Source organism: Nonomuraea cavernae (assembly GCF_014646355.1).
In the GTDB taxonomy this organism is placed as follows: domain Bacteria; phylum Actinomycetota; class Actinomycetes; order Streptosporangiales; family Streptosporangiaceae; genus Nonomuraea; species Nonomuraea cavernae.
Window position 1 is genome coordinate 222,113 of the sequence record NZ_BMNH01000009.1, and the last position, 18,319, is coordinate 240,431.

The 18,319-nt window shown below is 71.2% G+C and carries 16 protein-coding genes; 7 read left to right on the plus strand and 9 right to left on the minus strand.

The window, feature by feature from the left end; all coding sequences use genetic code 11:
• Positions 1-2 precede the first annotated feature (2 nt).
• Entirely contained in the window at positions 3-842 is an 840-nt protein-coding gene (locus IEY82_RS17780; protein ID WP_308425840.1) for a tyrosine-protein phosphatase, read from the minus strand.
• 112 nt (positions 843-954) lie between these two features.
• Between IEY82_RS17780 and IEY82_RS17785 the strand changes: the two genes are divergently transcribed.
• The gene (locus tag IEY82_RS17785; RefSeq protein ID WP_189125239.1) at positions 955-1,731 is read left to right on the plus strand and encodes a hypothetical protein; all 777 of its coding nucleotides are present in this window, start codon (positions 955-957) and stop codon (positions 1,729-1,731) included.
• On the opposite strand, the gene IEY82_RS17790 is transcribed toward IEY82_RS17785, so the two are convergent.
• The 3 genes from IEY82_RS17790 to IEY82_RS17800 form a co-directional block, all read right to left on the minus strand.
• Positions 1,712-2,989, minus strand: coding sequence for a tetratricopeptide repeat protein (locus IEY82_RS17790; RefSeq protein WP_189125240.1), 1,278 nt, complete (start codon positions 2,987-2,989; stop codon positions 1,712-1,714). The two genes, IEY82_RS17785 and IEY82_RS17790, sit on opposite strands and share 20 nt — an antisense overlap.
• A gap of 32 nt (positions 2,990-3,021) precedes the next feature.
• Entirely contained in the window at positions 3,022-3,525 is a 504-nt protein-coding gene (locus IEY82_RS17795; protein WP_229697607.1) for an ATP-binding protein, read from the minus strand.
• A gap of 69 nt (positions 3,526-3,594) precedes the next feature.
• Positions 3,595-5,700, minus strand: a complete 2,106-nt coding sequence (locus IEY82_RS17800; protein ID WP_225263279.1) for a M6 family metalloprotease domain-containing protein — start codon at positions 5,698-5,700, stop codon at positions 3,595-3,597.
• Between the two features lie 100 nt (positions 5,701-5,800).
• On the opposite strand from IEY82_RS17800, the gene IEY82_RS17805 reads away from it, so the two are divergent.
• Positions 5,801-6,964: a PucR family transcriptional regulator gene (locus IEY82_RS17805; protein ID WP_189125242.1), complete on the plus strand. Its 1,164-nt coding sequence runs from the start codon at positions 5,801-5,803 to the stop codon at positions 6,962-6,964.
• Here IEY82_RS17805 and IEY82_RS17810 read toward each other — a convergent pair.
• The gene (locus IEY82_RS17810; protein ID WP_189125243.1) at positions 6,925-7,398 is read right to left on the minus strand and encodes a MarR family winged helix-turn-helix transcriptional regulator; all 474 of its coding nucleotides are present in this window, start codon (positions 7,396-7,398) and stop codon (positions 6,925-6,927) included. The genes IEY82_RS17805 and IEY82_RS17810 overlap by 40 nt on opposite strands.
• Before the next feature lie 71 nt (positions 7,399-7,469).
• Between IEY82_RS17810 and IEY82_RS17815 the strand changes: the two genes are divergently transcribed.
• Complete coding sequence (locus IEY82_RS17815) at positions 7,470-9,203, plus strand: ABC transporter ATP-binding protein (protein WP_225263277.1); 1,734 nt, start codon at positions 7,470-7,472, stop codon at positions 9,201-9,203.
• Positions 9,204-9,304: 101 nt separating this feature from the next.
• Positions 9,305-9,631: a DUF5709 domain-containing protein gene (locus tag IEY82_RS17820; protein ID WP_189125244.1), complete on the plus strand. Its 327-nt coding sequence runs from the start codon at positions 9,305-9,307 to the stop codon at positions 9,629-9,631.
• Here IEY82_RS17820 and IEY82_RS17825 read toward each other — a convergent pair.
• Positions 9,624-10,277, minus strand: a complete 654-nt coding sequence (locus tag IEY82_RS17825) for an HAD family hydrolase (protein WP_189125245.1) — start codon at positions 10,275-10,277, stop codon at positions 9,624-9,626. The genes IEY82_RS17820 and IEY82_RS17825 overlap by 8 nt on opposite strands.
• 98 nt (positions 10,278-10,375) lie before the next feature.
• On the opposite strand from IEY82_RS17825, the gene IEY82_RS17830 reads away from it, so the two are divergent.
• Both IEY82_RS17830 and IEY82_RS17835 read left to right on the plus strand, forming a co-directional pair.
• Positions 10,376-10,567 (plus strand): hypothetical protein, encoded by a 192-nt coding sequence (locus IEY82_RS17830; protein ID WP_189125246.1) that lies wholly within the window; start codon positions 10,376-10,378, stop codon positions 10,565-10,567.
• A gap of 126 nt (positions 10,568-10,693) precedes the next feature.
• The gene (locus IEY82_RS17835; RefSeq protein ID WP_189125247.1) at positions 10,694-11,302 is read left to right on the plus strand and encodes a Uma2 family endonuclease; all 609 of its coding nucleotides are present in this window, start codon (positions 10,694-10,696) and stop codon (positions 11,300-11,302) included.
• On the opposite strand, the gene hrpA is transcribed toward IEY82_RS17835, so the two are convergent.
• On the minus strand, positions 11,292-15,173 hold the full coding sequence (hrpA, locus tag IEY82_RS17840; RefSeq protein ID WP_189125248.1) for an ATP-dependent RNA helicase HrpA: 3,882 nt from the start codon (positions 15,171-15,173) through the stop codon (positions 11,292-11,294). The genes IEY82_RS17835 and hrpA overlap by 11 nt on opposite strands.
• 273 nt (positions 15,174-15,446) lie before the next feature.
• A complete protein-coding gene (gene ppgK / locus IEY82_RS17845) occupies positions 15,447-16,184 on the minus strand; it encodes a polyphosphate--glucose phosphotransferase (protein ID WP_189125249.1) in 738 nt (245 codons plus the stop codon).
• Between the two features lie 119 nt (positions 16,185-16,303).
• Between ppgK and IEY82_RS17850 the strand changes: the two genes are divergently transcribed.
• Positions 16,304-17,422, plus strand: a complete 1,119-nt coding sequence (locus IEY82_RS17850; RefSeq protein WP_189125250.1) for a TIGR03118 family protein — start codon at positions 16,304-16,306, stop codon at positions 17,420-17,422.
• 205 nt (positions 17,423-17,627) lie between these two features.
• Here IEY82_RS17850 and IEY82_RS17855 read toward each other — a convergent pair whose 3' ends face one another.
• Positions 17,628-18,203, minus strand: a complete 576-nt coding sequence (locus tag IEY82_RS17855; RefSeq protein WP_189125251.1) for an HAD family hydrolase — start codon at positions 18,201-18,203, stop codon at positions 17,628-17,630.
• Between the last annotated feature and the right edge of the window lie 116 nt (positions 18,204-18,319).

Below are 18,319 nucleotides of genomic sequence, written 5' to 3' on the forward strand. Positions count from 1 at the left end.
GGTCAGTCGCGCAGGCGGGAGCGCACCGCGTCGGTGTCGTCGTCGGTCCAGCCGTGCAGGGCCAGCCAGCCGCGCGGCCCGCCGAAGCGGTCGTCGAGCACGCCCAGGAACTGCTCGATGTACCTCGGCCTCGGCATGTGGTCGTCGGCCGGCCGTGAGTCGAGGTCGTCGCGGTAGGTGGCGCTCCCCCGCAGCCGGCGCAGCACCAGCTCCAGCCGTTCCCCGGTGGCCGCGTAGTCCTCGACGATCGCCTGCCTGGTGGCGCCCGCCACCTCCAGTGCGAGCGCCGACAGCACGCCGGTGCGGTCCTTGCCGGCCGCGCAGTGGACCACGGCGGCTCCGTCGGTGAGCGCCATCGCGCGCAGCGCCGCGACGACCGCGTCCGGCCGGTCGCGCAGGTAGCCGTAGTAGAAGCCGGTCATCCGCAGGTCCTCGTCCAGCCGGCGCTCCTGCCAGGGCAGCACCCGGTCGAGGTCGACGGTGTCGGCCTCGACGTCGGTGTGCCTGCCGCCCTCGGCGAACAGGGTCAGATGGTGGTGGGTCACCTCGGGGACGCGGGCCAGCGGGCCGGGACCTTCGAGGGTGACCTCGGCGGTGGAGCGAAGGTCGACGACGTGGCGCAGCTTGAGTTCGCTGACCAGTCGTGACACGTCGCCATGCGTGAGCCCCTGGAGATTGTCTGCGCGAAAAATCCGGCCATAACGGGTGGTTCCACCATCAGTGGTGGGCAGCCCTCCCAGGTCACGGACGTTGACGGCGCCTTCCAGGTCTATCCATCTCGTCATCGCGTTCATCGATGCGACCCTATATGTCCGCTGAAAATGAGCGGATTCGAGGTTCATAACGCAGCATGAACCTATGGATCCGCGTGCTCTGCCCCCGCGGCTGGTGATAGATCCATCGCTGCCACCGGAGATATCGATCCAGCTGCGATCCAGTCCGGAGGTGCTCCGCATGGCCAGAACCGGCTGGCGGATCAAGCCCTCGTACCATCTCGAACTGCTCGTCTTCCTGCCCGGCTTCCTGCTGCTCGTCTGGATACTGACCGACACCACGGCCACGGTCGTGGCCGCCGCCGGCATCGGCCTCATCGCGCTGATGCGCTGGCTGGCCGTCGACGCCTCCAAGCGGACGAACCGGAAACTCCTGCGGCTCGCCACCGAGCACGCCGCGCGCTACGTGCTGCCCGAGGACCTCGACTACCCCTGCCAGATGCTGCTGAGCCGCGCCCAGGACGCGGTCGGCAGGGTCCTCGCCTCGCGGGTGCACCGGGCCGGGCTGATCGACACCATCGACAACCAGGTGACACTGCCGGAGGAGGTGTGGCAGATCGCCCAGCGGCTGTCGCGGCTGTCGGCCATGCACCATGAGCACCGCCGGCTGGTCCCGCGCGAGCTGCCGTCGGGCCTGGAGGACGCCTTCAAGCCCTACAGCACGGCGCTCGACGCCGCCTGGACGTCGCTGTCGAAACGGGTCCGCCGCCTGGAGGAGTACGCCAAACAGGTGATGCGGGCCGACCAGGTCTACCACGCGCACCAGCGGCTGGAGGCGCTGGCCGCGCGCACCCCCGACTACCAGGAGCTGATCGCCGACACCGTGCGCGACGAGGTGGCGGACGAGCGCATCAGGGAGCTGGGCGAGCAGGCCCGGCACGTGCGCAAGTTGTTCGAGGAGAGCATCGGCCAGGCCCGGCGGACCGCGGGCGAGCTGCTCAGGCCTCCGTCCGCTTGAGCAGCTCCAGGGTCCGGCGCAGGCCGGCGTTGTTGCCGAGGCTGCGATAGATCTCCCTGGCCTGCTCCAGCGGGTGGACGGCGGCGCTCGGGCCGCCCGCGTCGAGGTGGGCCTCGCCGAGGTGGCGCAGGCTCAGCGCCATCCACCACCGGTCGTCCAGCTCTTCGAAGGCGTGGACGGCTCGGCGCAGCTCGTGCTCGGACTCCTCGATCCGGCCCAGCCGGGCGAGCGCCCGGCCGGCGGACAGCGCGGTGCGGGCCACGCCCCACGAGTCGCCGAGGGCCGTCAGGAGCTCCTCGGCGCGCCGTACGAAGTCGAGCTCGCGCAGCCCGTTGGCCGGGTCGCCGACCTCGCCCGCAGCGCGCAGGCAGCGGGCCTCCTCCCACAGCTCGCCGCGCTGCCGGAACATGCCGGCCGCCCGGTCGAGGCTGAAGCCGGCCTTGGCGAAGCCGTCGAGCGCGGCGCGGTGGTCGCCGCCCCGTCGCAGGCCGCGGGCCTGCGCGGCGAGCACCTCACCGTAGGCGCGCAGCGTCTGCGCCTCGGAGTAGCGGTTGCCGTAGCGCTCGAACACCGCCAGTGCGTCCTCCAGGAGCTGCCGGGCCTCCTCGGGACGGCGTTCGGCCAGCCGCATCTCGGCGAGGTTGCGCTGGGTGCGGGCCATCCACCACAGGTCGTCCTCGCCCTTGAATGCGGTGATCGCGCCGATCAGGTAGTCCTGCGCGCGGTCGAGGTGACCGTCGGAGAACAGGGACATGCCGACCGTGCGCATCGCCCGGGCCGCCCACCACGACTCGCCCAGCTCGGTGAAGATCTCCAGCGCCGACTCGGCGCCGGCCCGCCCCTGCTCGTGCGCCCCGAGCCCACCTTGTACGGCGGCGCGGTCGAGCAGCGCGATGCCCAGGGCCCGCCGGTCACCGGTGCGCCGCGCGGCCTCGCAGCCGAGGATGGAGACCTCGTCCCAGTCGGCCCAGTAGGCGCGCAGCGAATGACACAGCGAGCAGAACGCGCGGGCCAGGCCCCCGGTCAGCTCCCACAGCTCCAGCCGGCTGGCCAGCTTGATCATGGCGATTTGGTCGGCGCCGGAGCACTCGGCGAGCTGGGCGTCGATCAGCGCCTCCAGCTGGTCGGCGCCGTCGAGCCCGGAGACGTCGAGCAGCTCGCCCGCCACCCAGCTCGGCACGTCGGGCGAGGTGAGCGTGGACAGCCGGCGCAGCAGGCGGCGCTGCATGCCGGTGCAGTCGTCGTAGCTGAGCTGCACGGACGCGCGGACGCTCTTGTCGAGGGTGGGCGCTACCTCTTCCGGGCGGACCGGAGCGTCGACGCCGCGCAGGTCGGCGTGCAGCCGCCCGTCGGGGAACCAGTCGCGACCTCCTGGCCGAAGCGGGCGACGAGCGCCGACTTGCCGACTCCGCCCCGGCCGTACACGGAGACGACGAGGGGCGGCGCCAGGTCGCCCGCCTTGCGGCGCGTGGCGAAGACGCCGCGTAGTTCGGCGAGCGCCTCGGCACGGCCGGTGAAGTGCTCGGGGGCGGGTGGCCACTGGTCGGGCGCGCGGGAGGAGGGCTCCTCCAGGGCGGCCCGCCTGGGCCGGACCTCGGTGGTGGCCCAGGTGGTGAGTCCCACGAGAATCGCGGCGACGGCCGTCACGCCGACCTTGGCGAGGGGCGGGATCTCCCACTCGACCGACGCCGCCAGGATGCTGGCGGCCGCCGCGGCGAGCCCCGCCGCCACGGGCGCGGCCAGTGGCACCTTGCGGCGCCGAGGTCGCGGGCGGTCTGGCGACTGCCCCGTCAACGCAACACCCCCTCCAGGGTGGTCGAAACGGCGGGGTACGGCCCGCGCCGGCCGTACCCCGTCGTTCGCCTACAGGCCGACCACGTGACAGGTGGCCGTCACCGTCTTGCTCGGGTCGCTCTCCGAGGTGGCGGTGAGTTCGATCTTCCCGAGCCGGGCGCCGCCCGCCTCGCGCACGGCGTTGACCGTGACCGTCGCGTGCTTGCCGAAGTCGACGGAGGCCAGCGCGTTGGGCAGCTGGGCGGTCCAGCCCTTGCCCCGGGCCTCGGCCTTGAGCCGGTAGACGTCGGTGTTGAGGTAGGCGCTGACGTCCTCGGGGTGCTGCCCCTGCGCGGGGGCCGCCCTACCGGTGTTGAACAGCGGGAACGTGCAGGTGGACACGCCCTTGCCGGCGGGGACTCCGGCGGCGGGCAGCAGCCGGACGCCGCGCTTCTGCGGGCCCGCCCCGTCGAGGGAGCGGACGGCGACCGTGTAGGACAGCGTGCCGTCGCGGCCACGCTTCAGGTCGGTGACGTAGAAGTGCAGGCGGTTGGCCTCGTCGACGTACTCGTACTCGCTGCCCGAGTCGGTGCCCGCGTGGAAGAGCGCGTCGGACAGCTGGCGGTAGTCGCCCATGGTGATGGGCACCTCGGTGCCGTCGGGCAGCACGTAGTCGGTCATCCCGATGTCCTGCGGGTTGGCGTCGACCACCCAGATGAACGGCGACCGGTCCTGGTCCTTGGTCTTGGCCAGCAGCACTCCGGAGTCGGGGGTGAAGGAGTCGGTGCCGACCCGGTCGACGACCTCGACGGTGTAGTTGTCGTAGCCGCCGCCGTCGCACAGCGGGTTGGTCGCCGTGTCGCAGGCGGGGCTCTTGTCACCGGAGCCGAAGGCGATGTTGAGGCCCATCAGCCCGTTCGGTCCCGGCTGCACCGCCCGGGCGGTCACCCTGGCGGTCACCAGGCCGGACTCGTCGAGCGCGTCACGGGAGAGGTTCAGCACGTTGGCCTGGTCGACCATCTGAAGTTTGATCTTGTTGCGCAGCATGTGCTGGGAGCCCATGGAGGAGCCGGCGGTGGGCGGGATGAGCCAGCGGCTGTGCGGGCCGCCGGGGCCGTTGAAGGTGCCGCGGCTGAGCATCTCCCAGATGCCGGAGTAGGCCCTGCGCAGTGGCACGCCGTACGGGTTGTTGTAGTTGTCGGCGATGCCCATGATGTGGCTCAGCTCGTGGGCGTACACCGACATCCCGGAGCTCTCGGCCTGCACCGAGTCGACGCCGAAGCGGGCGTTGGGCCAGAAGGTGGATCCGGCCTGCCACGAGGTCCAGTCGACGTAGCGGGTGGCGGACCAGTTGGGCAGCGCCGGGTCGGGCGGGCCGAACTCGTCGGTCACGTCCTCCTTGGTGGGGAACTTCATCATGCCGAACTCCTGCCAGGTGGACGACTCGTCCTGGCCGGCGCTGACGTAGAAGATGAAGTCGAACTGCGCGGCGACCTCCTCACCGACGGCGGCGATCCACGCCGCGTTGCCGTCGGTGCGCAGGTTGCGGTTGCAGGTGTCGCCGCTGGGGCAGGCGTTGCGCTGATACTCCATGGCGTACTCATGGTCCTTGCCCGGCATCGTGTACGGGCCGAAGCCGGTCAGGTCCACGCCGATGCGGCCGCCGGAGTCCTCCATCCAGTACTCATGGATGGTGTGCCCCTTGTTCAGCTCGTTCGGGGTGTTGAGGAAGTCCTGGTAGAACCGGGCGACCTGGTCGCGGGGGATGTCGTGGGCCTCGGCGCTCGGGTTGCCGAAGATCGTCGAGCCCTTGGGCTGGGTGACGACGAACTCCTGGTTGGGGTAGTCGAGCAGGACGAGCGCGCCCTTGAAGGTGCGCTGCGAGCCCTTGACCGACGGGTCGTTCCAGTTGGTGCCGGGCGGCTTCTTGTAGTCCGCCCACGTCATGTGGTCGGGGTTCTCCCAGTTCTGCGGGTCGATGGGCTTGATGTCCGCGACGGGGCGACCGCGCAGGGCCTGGGCGTCGGCGGGCGCGTCGCGCTGCCAGGGCTGGGTCTGCGGCCAGTGCTTCTGCCGCCAGGGGTGTTCGGGATCCTCCGCGGGGGGCGCTGCGGAAGCGGGTGTGGCCGTCAAACTCAGCGGGATCAGCACGAGGGCTGCCAGCAGGCCTTTCAACAGCTTCTTCGGGGCGTTCACCAATGGGACGGTATAGGCGATATTGACAGAGATCACCGGTCAGCTGTAGGGAAGACCCGTAGCTGTATCTCCGACATTTGTTGAAATAACCAGGTGAGTTGTGGCGGACCTCCAGCGGACCGTGGACGAGCTCGCGGCGCGCCTCGACCGGCCGCTGCTGCTCGAGGACCACCTGCAACGGGTCATCGCCTACAGCGAGCAGAGCGGCGCCATGGACGACATCCGCCGCGACTCGATCCTGCGCAGGCACACCACGCCGGAGGTGCGCCTGTGGCTGCGCGCCGCGGGCATCGACGGCGCGGCCCTCCCGCTGCGCACCCCGGGCGCGCCGCACCTCGGCCTGCTCCCCCGCGTCTGCGTCCCGGTACGCCACGAGGCCGGGCTGCTCGGATTCCTCTGGTTCATCGACGCCGAACCGGCGATGCCGGACGCGCAGGTCGCCGAGGCCGCGGCGGCGGCCCCCGCACTGGCCCTGGCGCTCTACCACGAGAGCCTGGCCATCGGCCTGGCCTCGCACCGGGAGCTGGAGGCGGTGACGGGGCTCCTGCTCGGCGAGCGCGACGCGGCCCGCCAGCTGATCGAGGCCGGCGCCTTCCCCCAGGCCCAGCCGGTGACCGTACTCGTGGCCAGGCCGCTGGCCCCCGAGCCGGACGAGGCCCTCAGACTGGCCCTGGAGCAGGGGCTGCTGGCGCTGCGGCGGCGGCTGAGCGGGCACCACCCGCTGCACCTCGTGCGCTACGACCACGCCGTGCTGCTCACCGCCGGGCCCGCCGTCTCGCCCGACGAGCTGCACGGGGCGATGTCCGTGCCGGTCACCGTGGGGGTCGGGCGGCCCCGGCCGGCGCTGACCGCGGCGGCCGCGTCCTACACCGAGGCCAGGCACGCGGCCGAGGTCGCCGCCCGGGTGCCCGGCCTCGGCCGCTCGCTGGAGTGGAGCCGGCTCGGCGTCTATCGGATGCTGACCCACCTGTCGCCGTACGAGCTGCACCCCGGCCTCGAACCGCTGCTCGCCGACGAGCACCACCTGCCGCTGCTGGAGACCCTGGAGACCTATCTGGACCTGGCCGGCAGCGCCGTCGCCACCTCGCGGGCGCTGCGGCTGCACCGCACCTCTCTGTATTACCGGCTGCGCCGCGTGGAGGAGCTGGCCCGTACGGATCTGAAGGACGGCGGTGAGCGGCTGGCCCTGCACCTCAGCCTCAAGCTGGCCCGGCTGTCCGGCCGCTACCTGCCCCGCGACTCGCGCCCGGTGACGCCCACCTGACCGGGCACCGGGGCCGGCCCGAACTGGGCGTCCACGACGGCCAGCAGCTCCTTGAGCTGGTCGCGCTGCTCGGCCGAGAGCACCGCGAAGAGCTCCTGGCCCGCCTGCCTGCGGGCCTCGCGGGCACGTTCGTGGACCTTGTGCCCCTCCGGCGTGACGACCAGCAGGGTCGAGCGCCGGTTGGCCGGATCGATCTCCCGGCGTACCAGCCCGGCCGCTTCGAGGGCGTCGACGACGGGGGTGACGGAGCGCGGCACGATCCTCAGCTCGTCGGCGAGCCGCACCATCCGCAGGGGCCGGTCGGCGTCGATGAGCACGCGCAGCGCCCGCGCCTGACCGGGGCTCAGGCCGAGCGGCTCCAGCCGATGCAGATAGCCATGCCGCAACCGGCGGCCGACCAGGTGCATGAGCTCGGAGAGCTCCACGTCGTCCATGGGCCAAGCCTAATGGCGGAACATATATGAGCTAACCTCTGTTAGAGCGAACATCTGAAAGGAGCGGCTGCTTGGCCGAGGAACCACGCGCCCCGTTGCGGCGCATCGTCCGCCTCTTCCGCGCCTACCGGGGCCGCCTGGCCGTGGTCGGCTGTCTCATCCTGCTGTCGTCGCTGGTGTCGCTGGCCTCGCCGTTCCTGCTGCGCGAGGTGCTGGACACAGCCATCCCGGCGCGCGACACCGGCCTGCTCGCGCTGCTCGCGCTGGGCATGATCCTGGTCGCGGTCACCACGAGCGTGTTCGACGTGATCCAGACGCTGGTGTCGACCACCGTCGGCCAGCGCGTCATGCACGACCTGCGCACCGCCGTCTACGGCCACCTGCAGCGCATGTCGCTGGCGTTCTTCACCCGCACCAGGACCGGCGAGGTGCAGTCGCGCATCGCCAACGACATCGGCGGCATGCAGGCGGTCGTCACCTCCACCGCCACCTCCCTCATCTCCAACCTCACCACCGTCCTGGCCACGGTCGTCGCCATGGTCGCGCTCGACTGGCGGCTGACCGCCATCTCACTGCTGCTGCTGCCGGTCTTCGTGTGGATCAGCCGCAAGGTCGGCGCCGAGCGCAAGCGGATCACCTCCGAGCGGCAGCGGAAGCTGGCCGTGATCTCCTCCATGGTCCAGGAGTCGCTGTCGATCAGCGGCATCCTGCTCGGCCGCACGATGGGCCGCTCCCCCGAGCTGTCCCGCCGCTTCGCCGCCGCCTCGGACGAACTCGCCGACCTGGGCGTCCGCGCCAGCATGGCCGGACGGTGGCGGCAGTCGTCGATCCAGATCGTCATGGCCGCGATGCCCGCGGTGATCTACTGGGCGGTCGGCCACACCGGCGCCATCTCCGTCGGCACCCTGGTGGCCTTCACCACGCTGCAGGCGGGCCTGTTCAGGCCCACCGTCTCGCTGCTGCGGCTCGGCGTCGAGGTGCAGAGCTCGCTGGCGCTGTTCGGCCGCATCTTCGAGTACCTCGACCTGCCCGTGGACATCCACCCCGGCCCGCGCACGCTGGCCGGCGTGCGCGGCGAGGTCCGCTACGAGAACGTCGACTTCGCCTACGGCGACGCGCCCACGCTCACCGGCGTGGACATCACCGTCCCGGCCGGCACCAGCCTGGCGGTCGTCGGCGAGACCGGGTCGGGCAAGACCACGCTCAGCTATCTGCTGCCCCGGCTGTACGACGTCACGGGCGGCCGGGTCACGATCGACGGCGTCGACGTCCGCGAGCTCACCTTCGAGTCACTGGCCCGCACGGTCGGCGTGGTCTCCCAGGAGACGTACCTCTTCCACGCCTCCATCGCCGACAACCTCCGCTTCGCCGACCCCTCGGCCACCGACGAGGAGCTCGAGGCGGCCGCCCGGGCCGCCCGCATCCACGACCACATCGCCTCGCTGCCCGACGGCTACGACACGCTGGTGGGCGAGCGCGGCTACCGCTTCTCCGGCGGCGAGAAGCAGCGCCTGGCCATCGCCCGGACCATCCTGCGCAACCCGCCGGTGCTCGTCCTCGACGAGGCCACCAGCGCCCTCGACACGCAGACCGAGCGGGCCGTACAGGAGGCACTGGACACGCTGGCGAAGGGCCGTACCACGATCACGATCGCGCACCGCCTGTCCACGATCCGCGACGCCGGCCAGATCGTCGTCCTGGACCACGGCCGGGTCGTGGAGCGCGGCACCCACGACGACCTGCTGGCCCTCGGCGGCCACTACGCCGCCCTGGTGAGCAGGGACCGCCCGCTCGAACTGGTGTGACGTCCCCGACCGCGCCCCGGATGGACAAGGAAGAGTCGTCGAAGATCCAGGGGGAGACCAAATCCTAGGTTTTCGGCAGGCTCCTGGGTAAGAGGACGGGTATGACCGAACAGCCTCCGGACAGACACGGCCTGGCGGACGAGCAGGAGATCGAGGTCGAGGAGTGGACCGACGACCTCGGCCGGGCGCATCGCATCGAGGGTGACGATCCGCGTCACGAGGACACCCTCGACGAGCGGCTGTGGCGGGAGAGGCCCGACAGGGAAAGGCCGGCGCCGCGGCCGGGACACCGGCTCACCCAGCCCGACGAGGGGCTGGGCCCCGACGAGGAGCCGGACGAGATCGGCCAGGACTGGGGCGACGACTCCGGCGACCTCTCAGCCGAGGAGCGCGCGATCTACGTCGAACCCGATGACGAGATCAGGTGAGACCCGCGAGGGCGGGCAGCAGGGCGGGCAGGTCGTCGACGATCAGGTCGGCGGCCTTGGCCTGCGGCCGTTCGGCGTGCAGATGACCCCACGGCCCCCGGCGCAGCAGCGCCGTCCGCATGCCCGCCCTGGCCGCGGGCAGCACGTCGTTGTCGAGCCGGTCGCCGACGTAGAGGATCTCGGCGGGCTCCCTGCCCGCGATCGCGGCGACCTTGGCGAAGAACTCGGCCGCGGGCTTGGACACGCCCCAGCCCTCGGAGGTGTGCACCGAGTCGACCGGAAGGTCCATGGCGACCAGCGCGTCGTAGGCCCGGACGGGCTGGTTGCCGGCGATGATCACCTGCTGCCCGGACGCGCGCAGCGCGGCCAGCGCCTCGCGGACGTCGGGGTAGAGGTCGTCGGCGTCGAAGTGGTTGCGCAGGCCGTCGGGCTCGTCGCGCTCCCAGGCCGCCAGCTCGGCGGTGATGTCGAGACCGGGCCGGACCAGCTCGAACGCCTCGCGGTGGGAACGATCAAGGGCGGCCATCCCGCCGAGCGCTCCCATCATCACGAACCTGCTCACTCCCAGGCGGTCGGCCCAGCGCGACCAGATGCGCGTCTCGTCGATGAGCGTCTCGCCGACGTCGAACACCACTGCCTTGATCATCAAACCCCCCACTCATGCGTCCCCCCACTGTACGGATCCGTACTGAATCACTCGACCGGGGATCCAATCGGTCGCTTGACCATGAAGGGGGATGTTCCATGCCACGAGAGGGCGACACCAAGGACGGACAGCTCGACGACCTGCCGGCGACCGCCGACGAGGACGTCTGGCACGACTACACCGCCGACCTGCTGAAGGTGATCAAGCGCGGCGTGAACCGGCGGCCGGGTGAGCGGATCCCGGAGACGCACGGCGAAGCGCTGCCCACCTGGTGGCCCACACCCAACTGACGCCGCCCCACATCCACGGCCGCCTCGTTGACAGCGAGGCGGCCGTTTCGCGCCGTAAGGGGGTCCGCTCGCAGGCGCTGAATGCGATACTCAGGGTACCCATTCGAGTACGGAGGGACAGTTTCGATGGTTGTCAGGGCGATCAGGCAGCACCACACCGAGCTGGTGCCGTCCAACGACAAGCGCCTGCCGGAGACCGCACGGGAGCTGTTCGACGCACTCCCCGAACTCCCCGGCTTCCGGGCCGACGTCATCGAAGGAAACCTCATCGTGAGCCTCGTAGGCACCCCCGAACACGCTGACTGCGCCATGGCGCTCTACCGTGTCCTCATTCCGGTCATGGACGAACACGGTTGGAAGGGGCGCGCGGGTAACGTCGATGTCTGCGTCGAAGGGCCGCGAGAGCCCGTCGAGCCCGACTTCGTGCTCGCGCCACCCGACTGCCCCAGGTGGGGGGAGCGTGAGCTGCGGTCGTCCGGGCTGATCATGGTCGCCGAGGTGGTCTCCGCCGGCAGCGCCCTCCGGGACCGCGTGGAGAAGCCGCCGCTCTACGCGACCGGCGGCGTGCCGATCTACCTGCTGATCGACCTCCTCGCCGAGCCGCCGTCGGTCACGGTGCACAGCGAGCCCCGCGACGGCGCCTATCTGGCGAGGGCCACGGTGCCGGTCGGGTCGCCGCTGCGGTTGCCCAGCCCGATCGACGTCGAGCTGGGCACATCCGTCTTCAAGGTGTGAGCTTCTCCATCGCCTTGGCGATGCGCTTCTCCGAGACCGGGGTCGGGGTGCCGAGGGTCTGGGCGAAGAAGCTGACCCGCAGCTCCTCGATCATCCAGCGGATCTCCACCACGTCGGGGTCGGAGCGCCGCGCGGGGGGCAGCTTGGCCAGCAGGTCGTGATAGTCGTCCTCGACCTTGTGCACGCGGTCCATCCACTCCTCGTCGCGCCATGGCTCCTCGGGGAGCTTGGTGAGGCGGCGTTCGACGGCCCGGATGTAGCGCAGCAGGTCGGGCAGCCGCCGGTGACCGGTGGCGGTGACGAAACCCGGGTAGACGAGCTTGGCGAGCTGGTCACGGATGTCGCCGGCCGAGGCGCCGGCGCGTACGGGCTCCAGCCCGGCGCCGACGGTGTGCCAGACGCCGAGGATCTGCTCGACCCGGGCCAGCACGTCGGCCGAGGTGGCGTGCAGCTCGGCCCGGACGTGCTGGTAGAGCCGGTCGTAGGAGACAGGGTCCCAGGCCGGGCCACCGCGGTCGAGCATCAGCTTGTCGACCGCGGCGTCGACCACGTCGTCGAAGAGCGCCACCGCGCCGCCGTGCGGGCTGCGCGACAGGGCCAGCTTGGCCTGGTTGGACAGACCGCCGAGCAGCGACCTGGCCGGGTTGGTGACGCCCAGCAACAGCAGCCGCCGGGTGCCGGTCCAGTGGGAGCGGCGCTGCTCCAGCTCGGTCTCGAAGATCTTGATGGAGACGGAGTCGCCGTCGTCGACCAGGGCCGGATAGCCCTTCATGCGGCCCTGCTCGAACACCTTGGGCAGGGTGCCGAAGCTCCACGTGTGGAGCCCCGACTGCTCCAGGTCGTCGGCCGCCGCCGAGAGCGTCTGGCGCAGCCGCGGGGCGAGCCGCCGCTTCAGCGCGTCGAGGTCCTTGTCCTCGGCGACCGTGCGGCGGCGCTCGTCGATCACCCGGTAGGTGATGCGCAGGTGGTCGGGCACCTGGTCGAGCTGCCAGGCCTCGCGCGGCACCCGGACGCCGGTCAGCCGCAGCAGCTCGCGCTCCACGGCCTCCAGCAGCGGCTCGCCGCCCTGGCGGGCGCCCTCCAGCACCTGCTTGGCGTAGTTGGGGGCGGGCACGAAGTTGCGCCGCAGGTGCTTGGGCAGCGACCGGATCAGCGCGGTGATCAGCTCCTCGCGCAGGCCGGGGATCTGCCAGTCGAACCCGTCGGAGTTGACCTGGTTGAGCACCTGGAGCGGGACGTGCACGGTCACGCCGTCGGCGTCGGCGCCGGGCTCGAACTGGTAGGTCAGCTTCATCCGCTGGCCGAGCTGCCGCCAGGTGTCGGGGTAGTCGCGGGCGCTGACGTCGGCGCCCTCGTTGACCAGCATCTCGGCCGAGTAGGTCAGCAGGTCGGGCTCGGTGGCCCGGGCCTTCTTCCACCACGAGTCGAAGTGCCGGGCCGAGACGACGTCGGCGGGCACCCGCTGGTCGTAGAAGTCGTACAGGGCCTCGTCGTCGACCATGATGTCGCGGCGGCGGGCGCGGTTCTCGAGCTCCTCGACCTCTTCGAGCAGCTTGCGGTTGGCGCGCAGGAAGGTGTGGTGGCTGTCCCAGTCGCCTTCGACGAGCGCGTGCCTGATGAACAGCTCGCGCGACAGCTCGGGGTCGATGCGGCCGTAGTTGACCTTGCGCCCGACCACGAGCGGCACGCCGTACAGCGTGACCTTCTCCAGCGCGATCACCGCGCCCTGGTTCTTCTCCCAGTGCGGCTCGGAGTAGGTGCGCTTGACCAGGTGCTGCGCGAGCGGCTCGACCCAGTCGGGCTCGATCTTGGCGTTGACCCGGGCCCACAGCCGCGAGGTCTCCACCAGCTCGGCCGACATCAGCCACTGCGGCTGTTTCTTGGCCAGCGCCGAGCCGGGGAAGACGGCGAAGCGGGCGTTGCGGGCGCCGAGGTATTCCTGGATCGGGCGGCGGCCGTCGGAGGCGCGCTGTTTGTCGACGACGTCCTTGACGCCCACGTGTGACAGCAGCCCGGCCAGCAGCGAGACGTGCACGCTCCGCGGGTCGGCGACCTGGCTGCCCGGCTGGGCGCCGAGCGACTGGCGCAGCTGGCTGTAGATGTCCTGCCACTCGCGCACGCGCAGGTAGTTGAGGAACTCGGCCTTGCACAGCCTGCGGAACGCGCTGGACGACAGCTCTCGCTGCTTGTCCTGGAGGTAGTGCCAGAGGTTGACGTAGGACAGGAAGTCGGATTCGGGGTCGGCGAAGCGGCGGTGCTTCTCGTCGGCCTGCTGCTGCTTGTCGGACGGGCGTTCGCGAGGGTCCTGGATCGACAGCGCGGCGGCGATCACCATGACCTCGCGCAGGCAGCCGTTCTTCTCCGCCTCCAGCACCATGCGGCCGAGGCGGGGGTCGACCGGCAGAGCGGCCAGCTTGCGGCCCACCGCGGTGAGGTCGCCCTGCGCGTCGAACGCGCCCAGCTCGTGCAGCAGGCTGACGCCGTCTCTGACCTGGCGGCGGTCGGGCGGCTCGACGAACGGGAACGCCTCGATGTCGCCCAGCCCGATCGAGGTCATCTGCAGGATGACCGAGGCCAGGTTGGTGCGCAGGATCTCGGGGTCGGTGAACTCCGGCCTGGCGAGGAAGTCCTCCTCCTCGTAGAGCCGGATGCAGACGCCGTCGGAGGTGCGGCCGGAGCGGCCCTTGCGCTGGTTGGCGCTGGCCTGGGAGATGGCCTCGATGGGCAGCCGCTGCACCTTGGTGCGGTGGCTGTAGCGGGAGACGCGGGCGTAGCCGGGGTCGACGACGTATTTGATGCCGGGGACGGTCAGCGACGTCTCGGCCACGTTGGTGGCCAGCACGATGCGGCGGCCGGTGTGGCGCTGGAACACGCGGTGCTGCTCGGCGGCGCTCAGGCGGGCGTAGAGCGGCAGGATCTCGGTGTTGCGGAACTCGGCCTTGGCCAGGGCGTCGGCGGCGTCGCGGATCTCCCGCTCGCCGCTCAGGAAGACGAGGATGTCGCCGGGCCCCTCGGTGACGAGCTCGCGGCAGGCGTCGACGATGCCCTGCGTCTGGTCGTCATCGTCGTCGAGCGGCCGGTAGCGGACCTCGACCGGGTAGGTGCGGCCGGACACCTCGATGATCGGAGCGTCGGAGAAGTGCCGCGAGAACCGCTCGGGGTCGATGGTGGCGCTGGTGATGACGACCTTGAGGTCGGGGCGCTTCGGCAGCAGTTGCTTGAGGTAGCCGAGGATGAAGTCGATGTTGAGGCTGCGCTCGTGGGCCTCATCGATGATCAGTGTGTCGTACTGCTCCAGCAGCCGGTCGTTCTGCAGCTCGGCGAGCAGGATGCCGTCGGTCATCAGCTTGACCAGGGTGCGGTCGCTCGCCTGGTCGGTGAAGCGCACCTTGTAGCCGACGACCTGGCCGAGGTCGGTGCCGAGCTCCTCGGCGATGCGCTCGGCGACCGTGCGGGCGGCGATGCGGCGGGGCTGGGTGTGGCCGATCAGCCCTCTGACGCCGCGCCCCAGCTCGATGCAGATCTTGGGGATCTGGGTGGTCTTGCCGGACCCGGTCTCGCCCGCGATGATCACGACCTGGTGGTCGCGGATGGCCGCGAGGATGTCGTCCTTGCGCTGGGCGACCGGCAGGTTGTCGGGGTAGCTCACCTCGGGCACGGCCTCGCGGCGGCGGGTCAGCCGCCGCTCGGCGCGCTCGACGTCGGCGAGGATCTCCGCGGCGATCTTCTCCCGGGCCTCACGGGAGCGCACCCGGCGCGCGCCGTCGAGGCGGCGCCGGAGCCGGCGCTGGTCACGGGGCATGAGCTCGGGCAGGCGTGACTGCAGCTCGCCGAGCTCAGGGTGAGAGGAGGACAACGCAGAGGTTCCCATACTGCTTTCAGGATATTTGAGCCCCGCGCGACCGGAGCCAACCACCCATGCTGCCCGATCACCACGGAGGCCCGCACCTCAATAACGCCGTGACCGTCCGCGGCGGGCCCACTCTCCCCAGAGTCGTCGTCGAGGACGGTCACGTCACCAGTGAGACTCCTGAGCGGCCGTTCCGGTTGCCTTGCCGGAGCCCCTTTCCGTCCGGGGATCCGGCGGCGCGCCGTTCGAGGGCGCGGGAGCCACTTCGCGGCGTCCTGGACGAGCGCCCCGGAGCTACCTCGCGGCGGCCGGGCGGGGGGCGGCGGCCATCTGGGCGGCGCCGATGATGCCCGCCTCGTTCTGCAGGAGGGCGGGGACGATCGGCGTGTCGAGGTGCACGTGCGGGAGCCACTTGCCGGCCTTCCTGCTGACGCCGCCGCCGACGACGATCAGCGAGGGAGAGAACAGCATCTCCACGTGCCGGAGATACTCCTCGACCCGCGCGGCCCACTTCTCCCAGCTGAGGTCGGACTCTTCGCGGGCTCGGTCGGAGGCGCGGTGCTCGGCGTCCTTGCCCTTCAGCTGGAGGTGGCCCAGCTCGGTGTTGGGCACCAGGACGCCCTCGGTGAACAGCGCGCTGCCGATGCCGGTGCCGAACGTCAACATGAGCACGGTGCCCCGCCGGCCGCGTCCCTCGCCGAAGGTCATCTCGGCCAGGCCCGCCGCGTCGGCGTCGTTCAGCACGGTGGCGACGCCGAACGTCTCGGCCGCGTCGACCCCGATCCAGGAGTGGTGAACGTTCGCGGCGGTCATGACCACCCCGTCGCGCACCACGCCGGGGAACGTCACCCCGACGGGGCCGGTCCAGGAGAAGTGGTCGACGATCCGCGCCACCACCTCGGCGACCGGACCGGGCCTGGCCGGCTGCGGGGTGGGGACGCGCAGGCGTTCCCGGGTGAGCTTGCCGGCCTCGATGTCGACGGGCGCCCCCTTGATCCCGGAACCACCGATATCAATCCCCAAAACATCCATGACACTCCCTCTCCCCTATCGGCGGCGAATAACGCCGAGCCGGATATTTCCGGACCTCACTGAACCCGTTCCGGGCCGCCCGCGTATCTCGCGTCACAAGCGCTAACAAGGAGGCACGGATGCGGTTACGCATCATCACACTCTGCGCTGTCGGAGTCGTTCTGGGAGCGACTCTCGCCACTCCCGCACAGGCCACCCCTCGCAACAGGTTCGACGTCGTCAACCTCGTCTCGGACGTCTCGGGCAAGGCTCCCGTCACCGATCCCAAGCTGGTCAACCCCTGGGGGCTGGCCATGGGCAAGACGTTGTGGGTATCCGGCACCGGCAGCGGCAGCGCCACCGTCTATTCCGGAAACGGCAAGAAGGAGCAGACCGAGGTCAACATCCCCGGCGGCGCCCCGACCGGCCAGGTCTTCAACCCCACCGAAGGCTTCACCGTCAAGGGCAAGCCCGCCACCTTCATCTTCGCCAGTCCGAGCGGCGCGATCACCGGCTGGAACGCCGAGGTCGACCCGAAGAACGCCGTCATCGCCGCCTTCACCCGCGGCGCCGACTACAAGGGTCTGGAGCTGGTCCGGACCGACGACGGCGACTTCCTGCTCGCCGCCGACTTCGCGCACGGCCGCATCCACGCCTTCGACTCCGACTTCCGGCGGATTCAGCTGTCGCGCTCACAGTTCAGGGACCGGGCCATCCCGTCCACCTACTCGCCGTTCAACGTGGCTGTCGTGAACGGCAACATCTGGATCGCCTACGCGCTGCGTGACGCGTCGACCGGCAAGTCCGTCCCGGGCGCCGGCAAGGGCTTCATCAGCCGCTTCGACGCCAACGGCCGCCTGACCGGCCGGATCGCGCGTACCGGGCTCAACGCCCCCTGGGCGATGACGGCCGCGCCGAAGTCCTTCGGGCGGTACGCCGGCGCGCTGCTGGTCGGCAACTTCGGCGACGGCACCATCCACGCCTTCCGCCGCGGGCGCCACCTGGGCGCGCTCACCAAGGCGGACGGCCGCAAGATCACGCTGCCCGGGCTCTGGGACCTGGAGCCGGGCACCTCGGCCAACGGCGGCGAGAACGCCCTGTGGTTCTCCGCCGGCTCCGACGGCGGCAAGCACGGGGTGCTGGGTGTGATCCGGCCTGCCGGGTCGCGTTCGACCGTGACGGCGCCGACCACGTCTCCGTCGCACTCGCCCAGCCACACCAAGAAGCCCAGCTCGTCCTCGCCGTACGGCGGGTACTGACAGCCGGAGCCGCTGACGTTTCCGGCGCGGCCGGCGCGGGCCGCGCCGGAAACGGGCGGCACACGGGTGACGGACCCGCCCGGCCCCACGGGGCGAAGGGCCCGCCCAGCACGGCGCAGGCGAAGGGCCCGCCCAGCACGGCGCAGGGGAAAGGCCCGCTCCGCACGGAGCGAAGAGCCTACTCGGCACGGAGCGAAGAGCCTGCTCAGGCCAGCGCCGCGGCGAGGTCGGCGACCGTGCGGAAGTGAACCCCGGTCATGCCAAGGGCGCGGGCGGCCTCGACGTTCGCCGGCCGGTCGTCGACGAACAGACAGCGCTCAGGAGCGGCCCCGGCCCGCTCGGCGGCGATCTCGTAGATGCGCCGGTCGGGCTTGGCCACGCCGACCCGCGCGCTGCTCACCACGTCGTCGGCGAAGTAGGTCAGCCCGAGCAACTCCAGGTGCGCCTCCAGGCTGTCCATGGCGTTGGTGACGAGCACCACGGGCATCCGCTCCTGGGCCCTGGCCAGCAGCCGCCTGACCTCCTCGTCGACCCGGAACGGCACCGCGACGAACTCCGCCACCGCCTGCCTGGCCCGCTCGTCTCCGCCGAGGGCGACCGCGATCGACTCGGCCCACTCCCGCTCGGTCACCCGTCCGAGCGTGGCGGGCAGGAGGAGGGCCGGATCGAAGGCGGTCTTCATCAGCGGCAGCCCGTATCGCGCCTCGATCTCGGCCTGGACGTCGTGGTCGAACTGGCGCAGCACGCCGTCGAGGTCGCACAGAACAGCGTCATAGGTCACAGCCGGCCATTGTGCCGTGCGGGCCGTGCGGGCCGTGCGGGCCGTGCGGGCCGTGCGGGCCGTGCGGGCCGTGCGGGCCGTGCGGGCCGTGCGGGCCGTGCGGGCCGTGCGGGCCG

Excerpts from the sequence above, each read along its gene's own strand:
- IEY82_RS17780 (WP_308425840.1), bottom strand. The coding sequence starts at position 842 with ATGAACCTCGAATCCGCTCATTTTCAGCGGACATATAGGGTCGCATCG.
- IEY82_RS17785 (WP_189125239.1), top strand. The coding sequence starts at position 955 with ATGGCCAGAACCGGCTGGCGGATCAAGCCCTCGTACCATCTCGAACTG.
- IEY82_RS17810 (WP_189125243.1), bottom strand. The coding sequence starts at position 7,398 with ATGGACGACGTGGAGCTCTCCGAGCTCATGCACCTGGTCGGCCGCCGG.
- IEY82_RS17820 (WP_189125244.1), top strand. The coding sequence starts at position 9,305 with ATGACCGAACAGCCTCCGGACAGACACGGCCTGGCGGACGAGCAGGAG.
- IEY82_RS17825 (WP_189125245.1), bottom strand. The coding sequence starts at position 10,277 with ATGATCAAGGCAGTGGTGTTCGACGTCGGCGAGACGCTCATCGACGAG.
- IEY82_RS17830 (WP_189125246.1), top strand. The coding sequence starts at position 10,376 with ATGCCACGAGAGGGCGACACCAAGGACGGACAGCTCGACGACCTGCCG.
- IEY82_RS17835 (WP_189125247.1), top strand. The coding sequence starts at position 10,694 with ATGGTTGTCAGGGCGATCAGGCAGCACCACACCGAGCTGGTGCCGTCC.
- hrpA (WP_189125248.1), bottom strand. The coding sequence starts at position 15,173 with ATGGGAACCTCTGCGTTGTCCTCCTCTCACCCTGAGCTCGGCGAGCTG.
- ppgK (WP_189125249.1), bottom strand. The coding sequence starts at position 16,184 with ATGGATGTTTTGGGGATTGATATCGGTGGTTCCGGGATCAAGGGGGCG.
- IEY82_RS17850 (WP_189125250.1), top strand. The coding sequence starts at position 16,304 with ATGCGGTTACGCATCATCACACTCTGCGCTGTCGGAGTCGTTCTGGGA.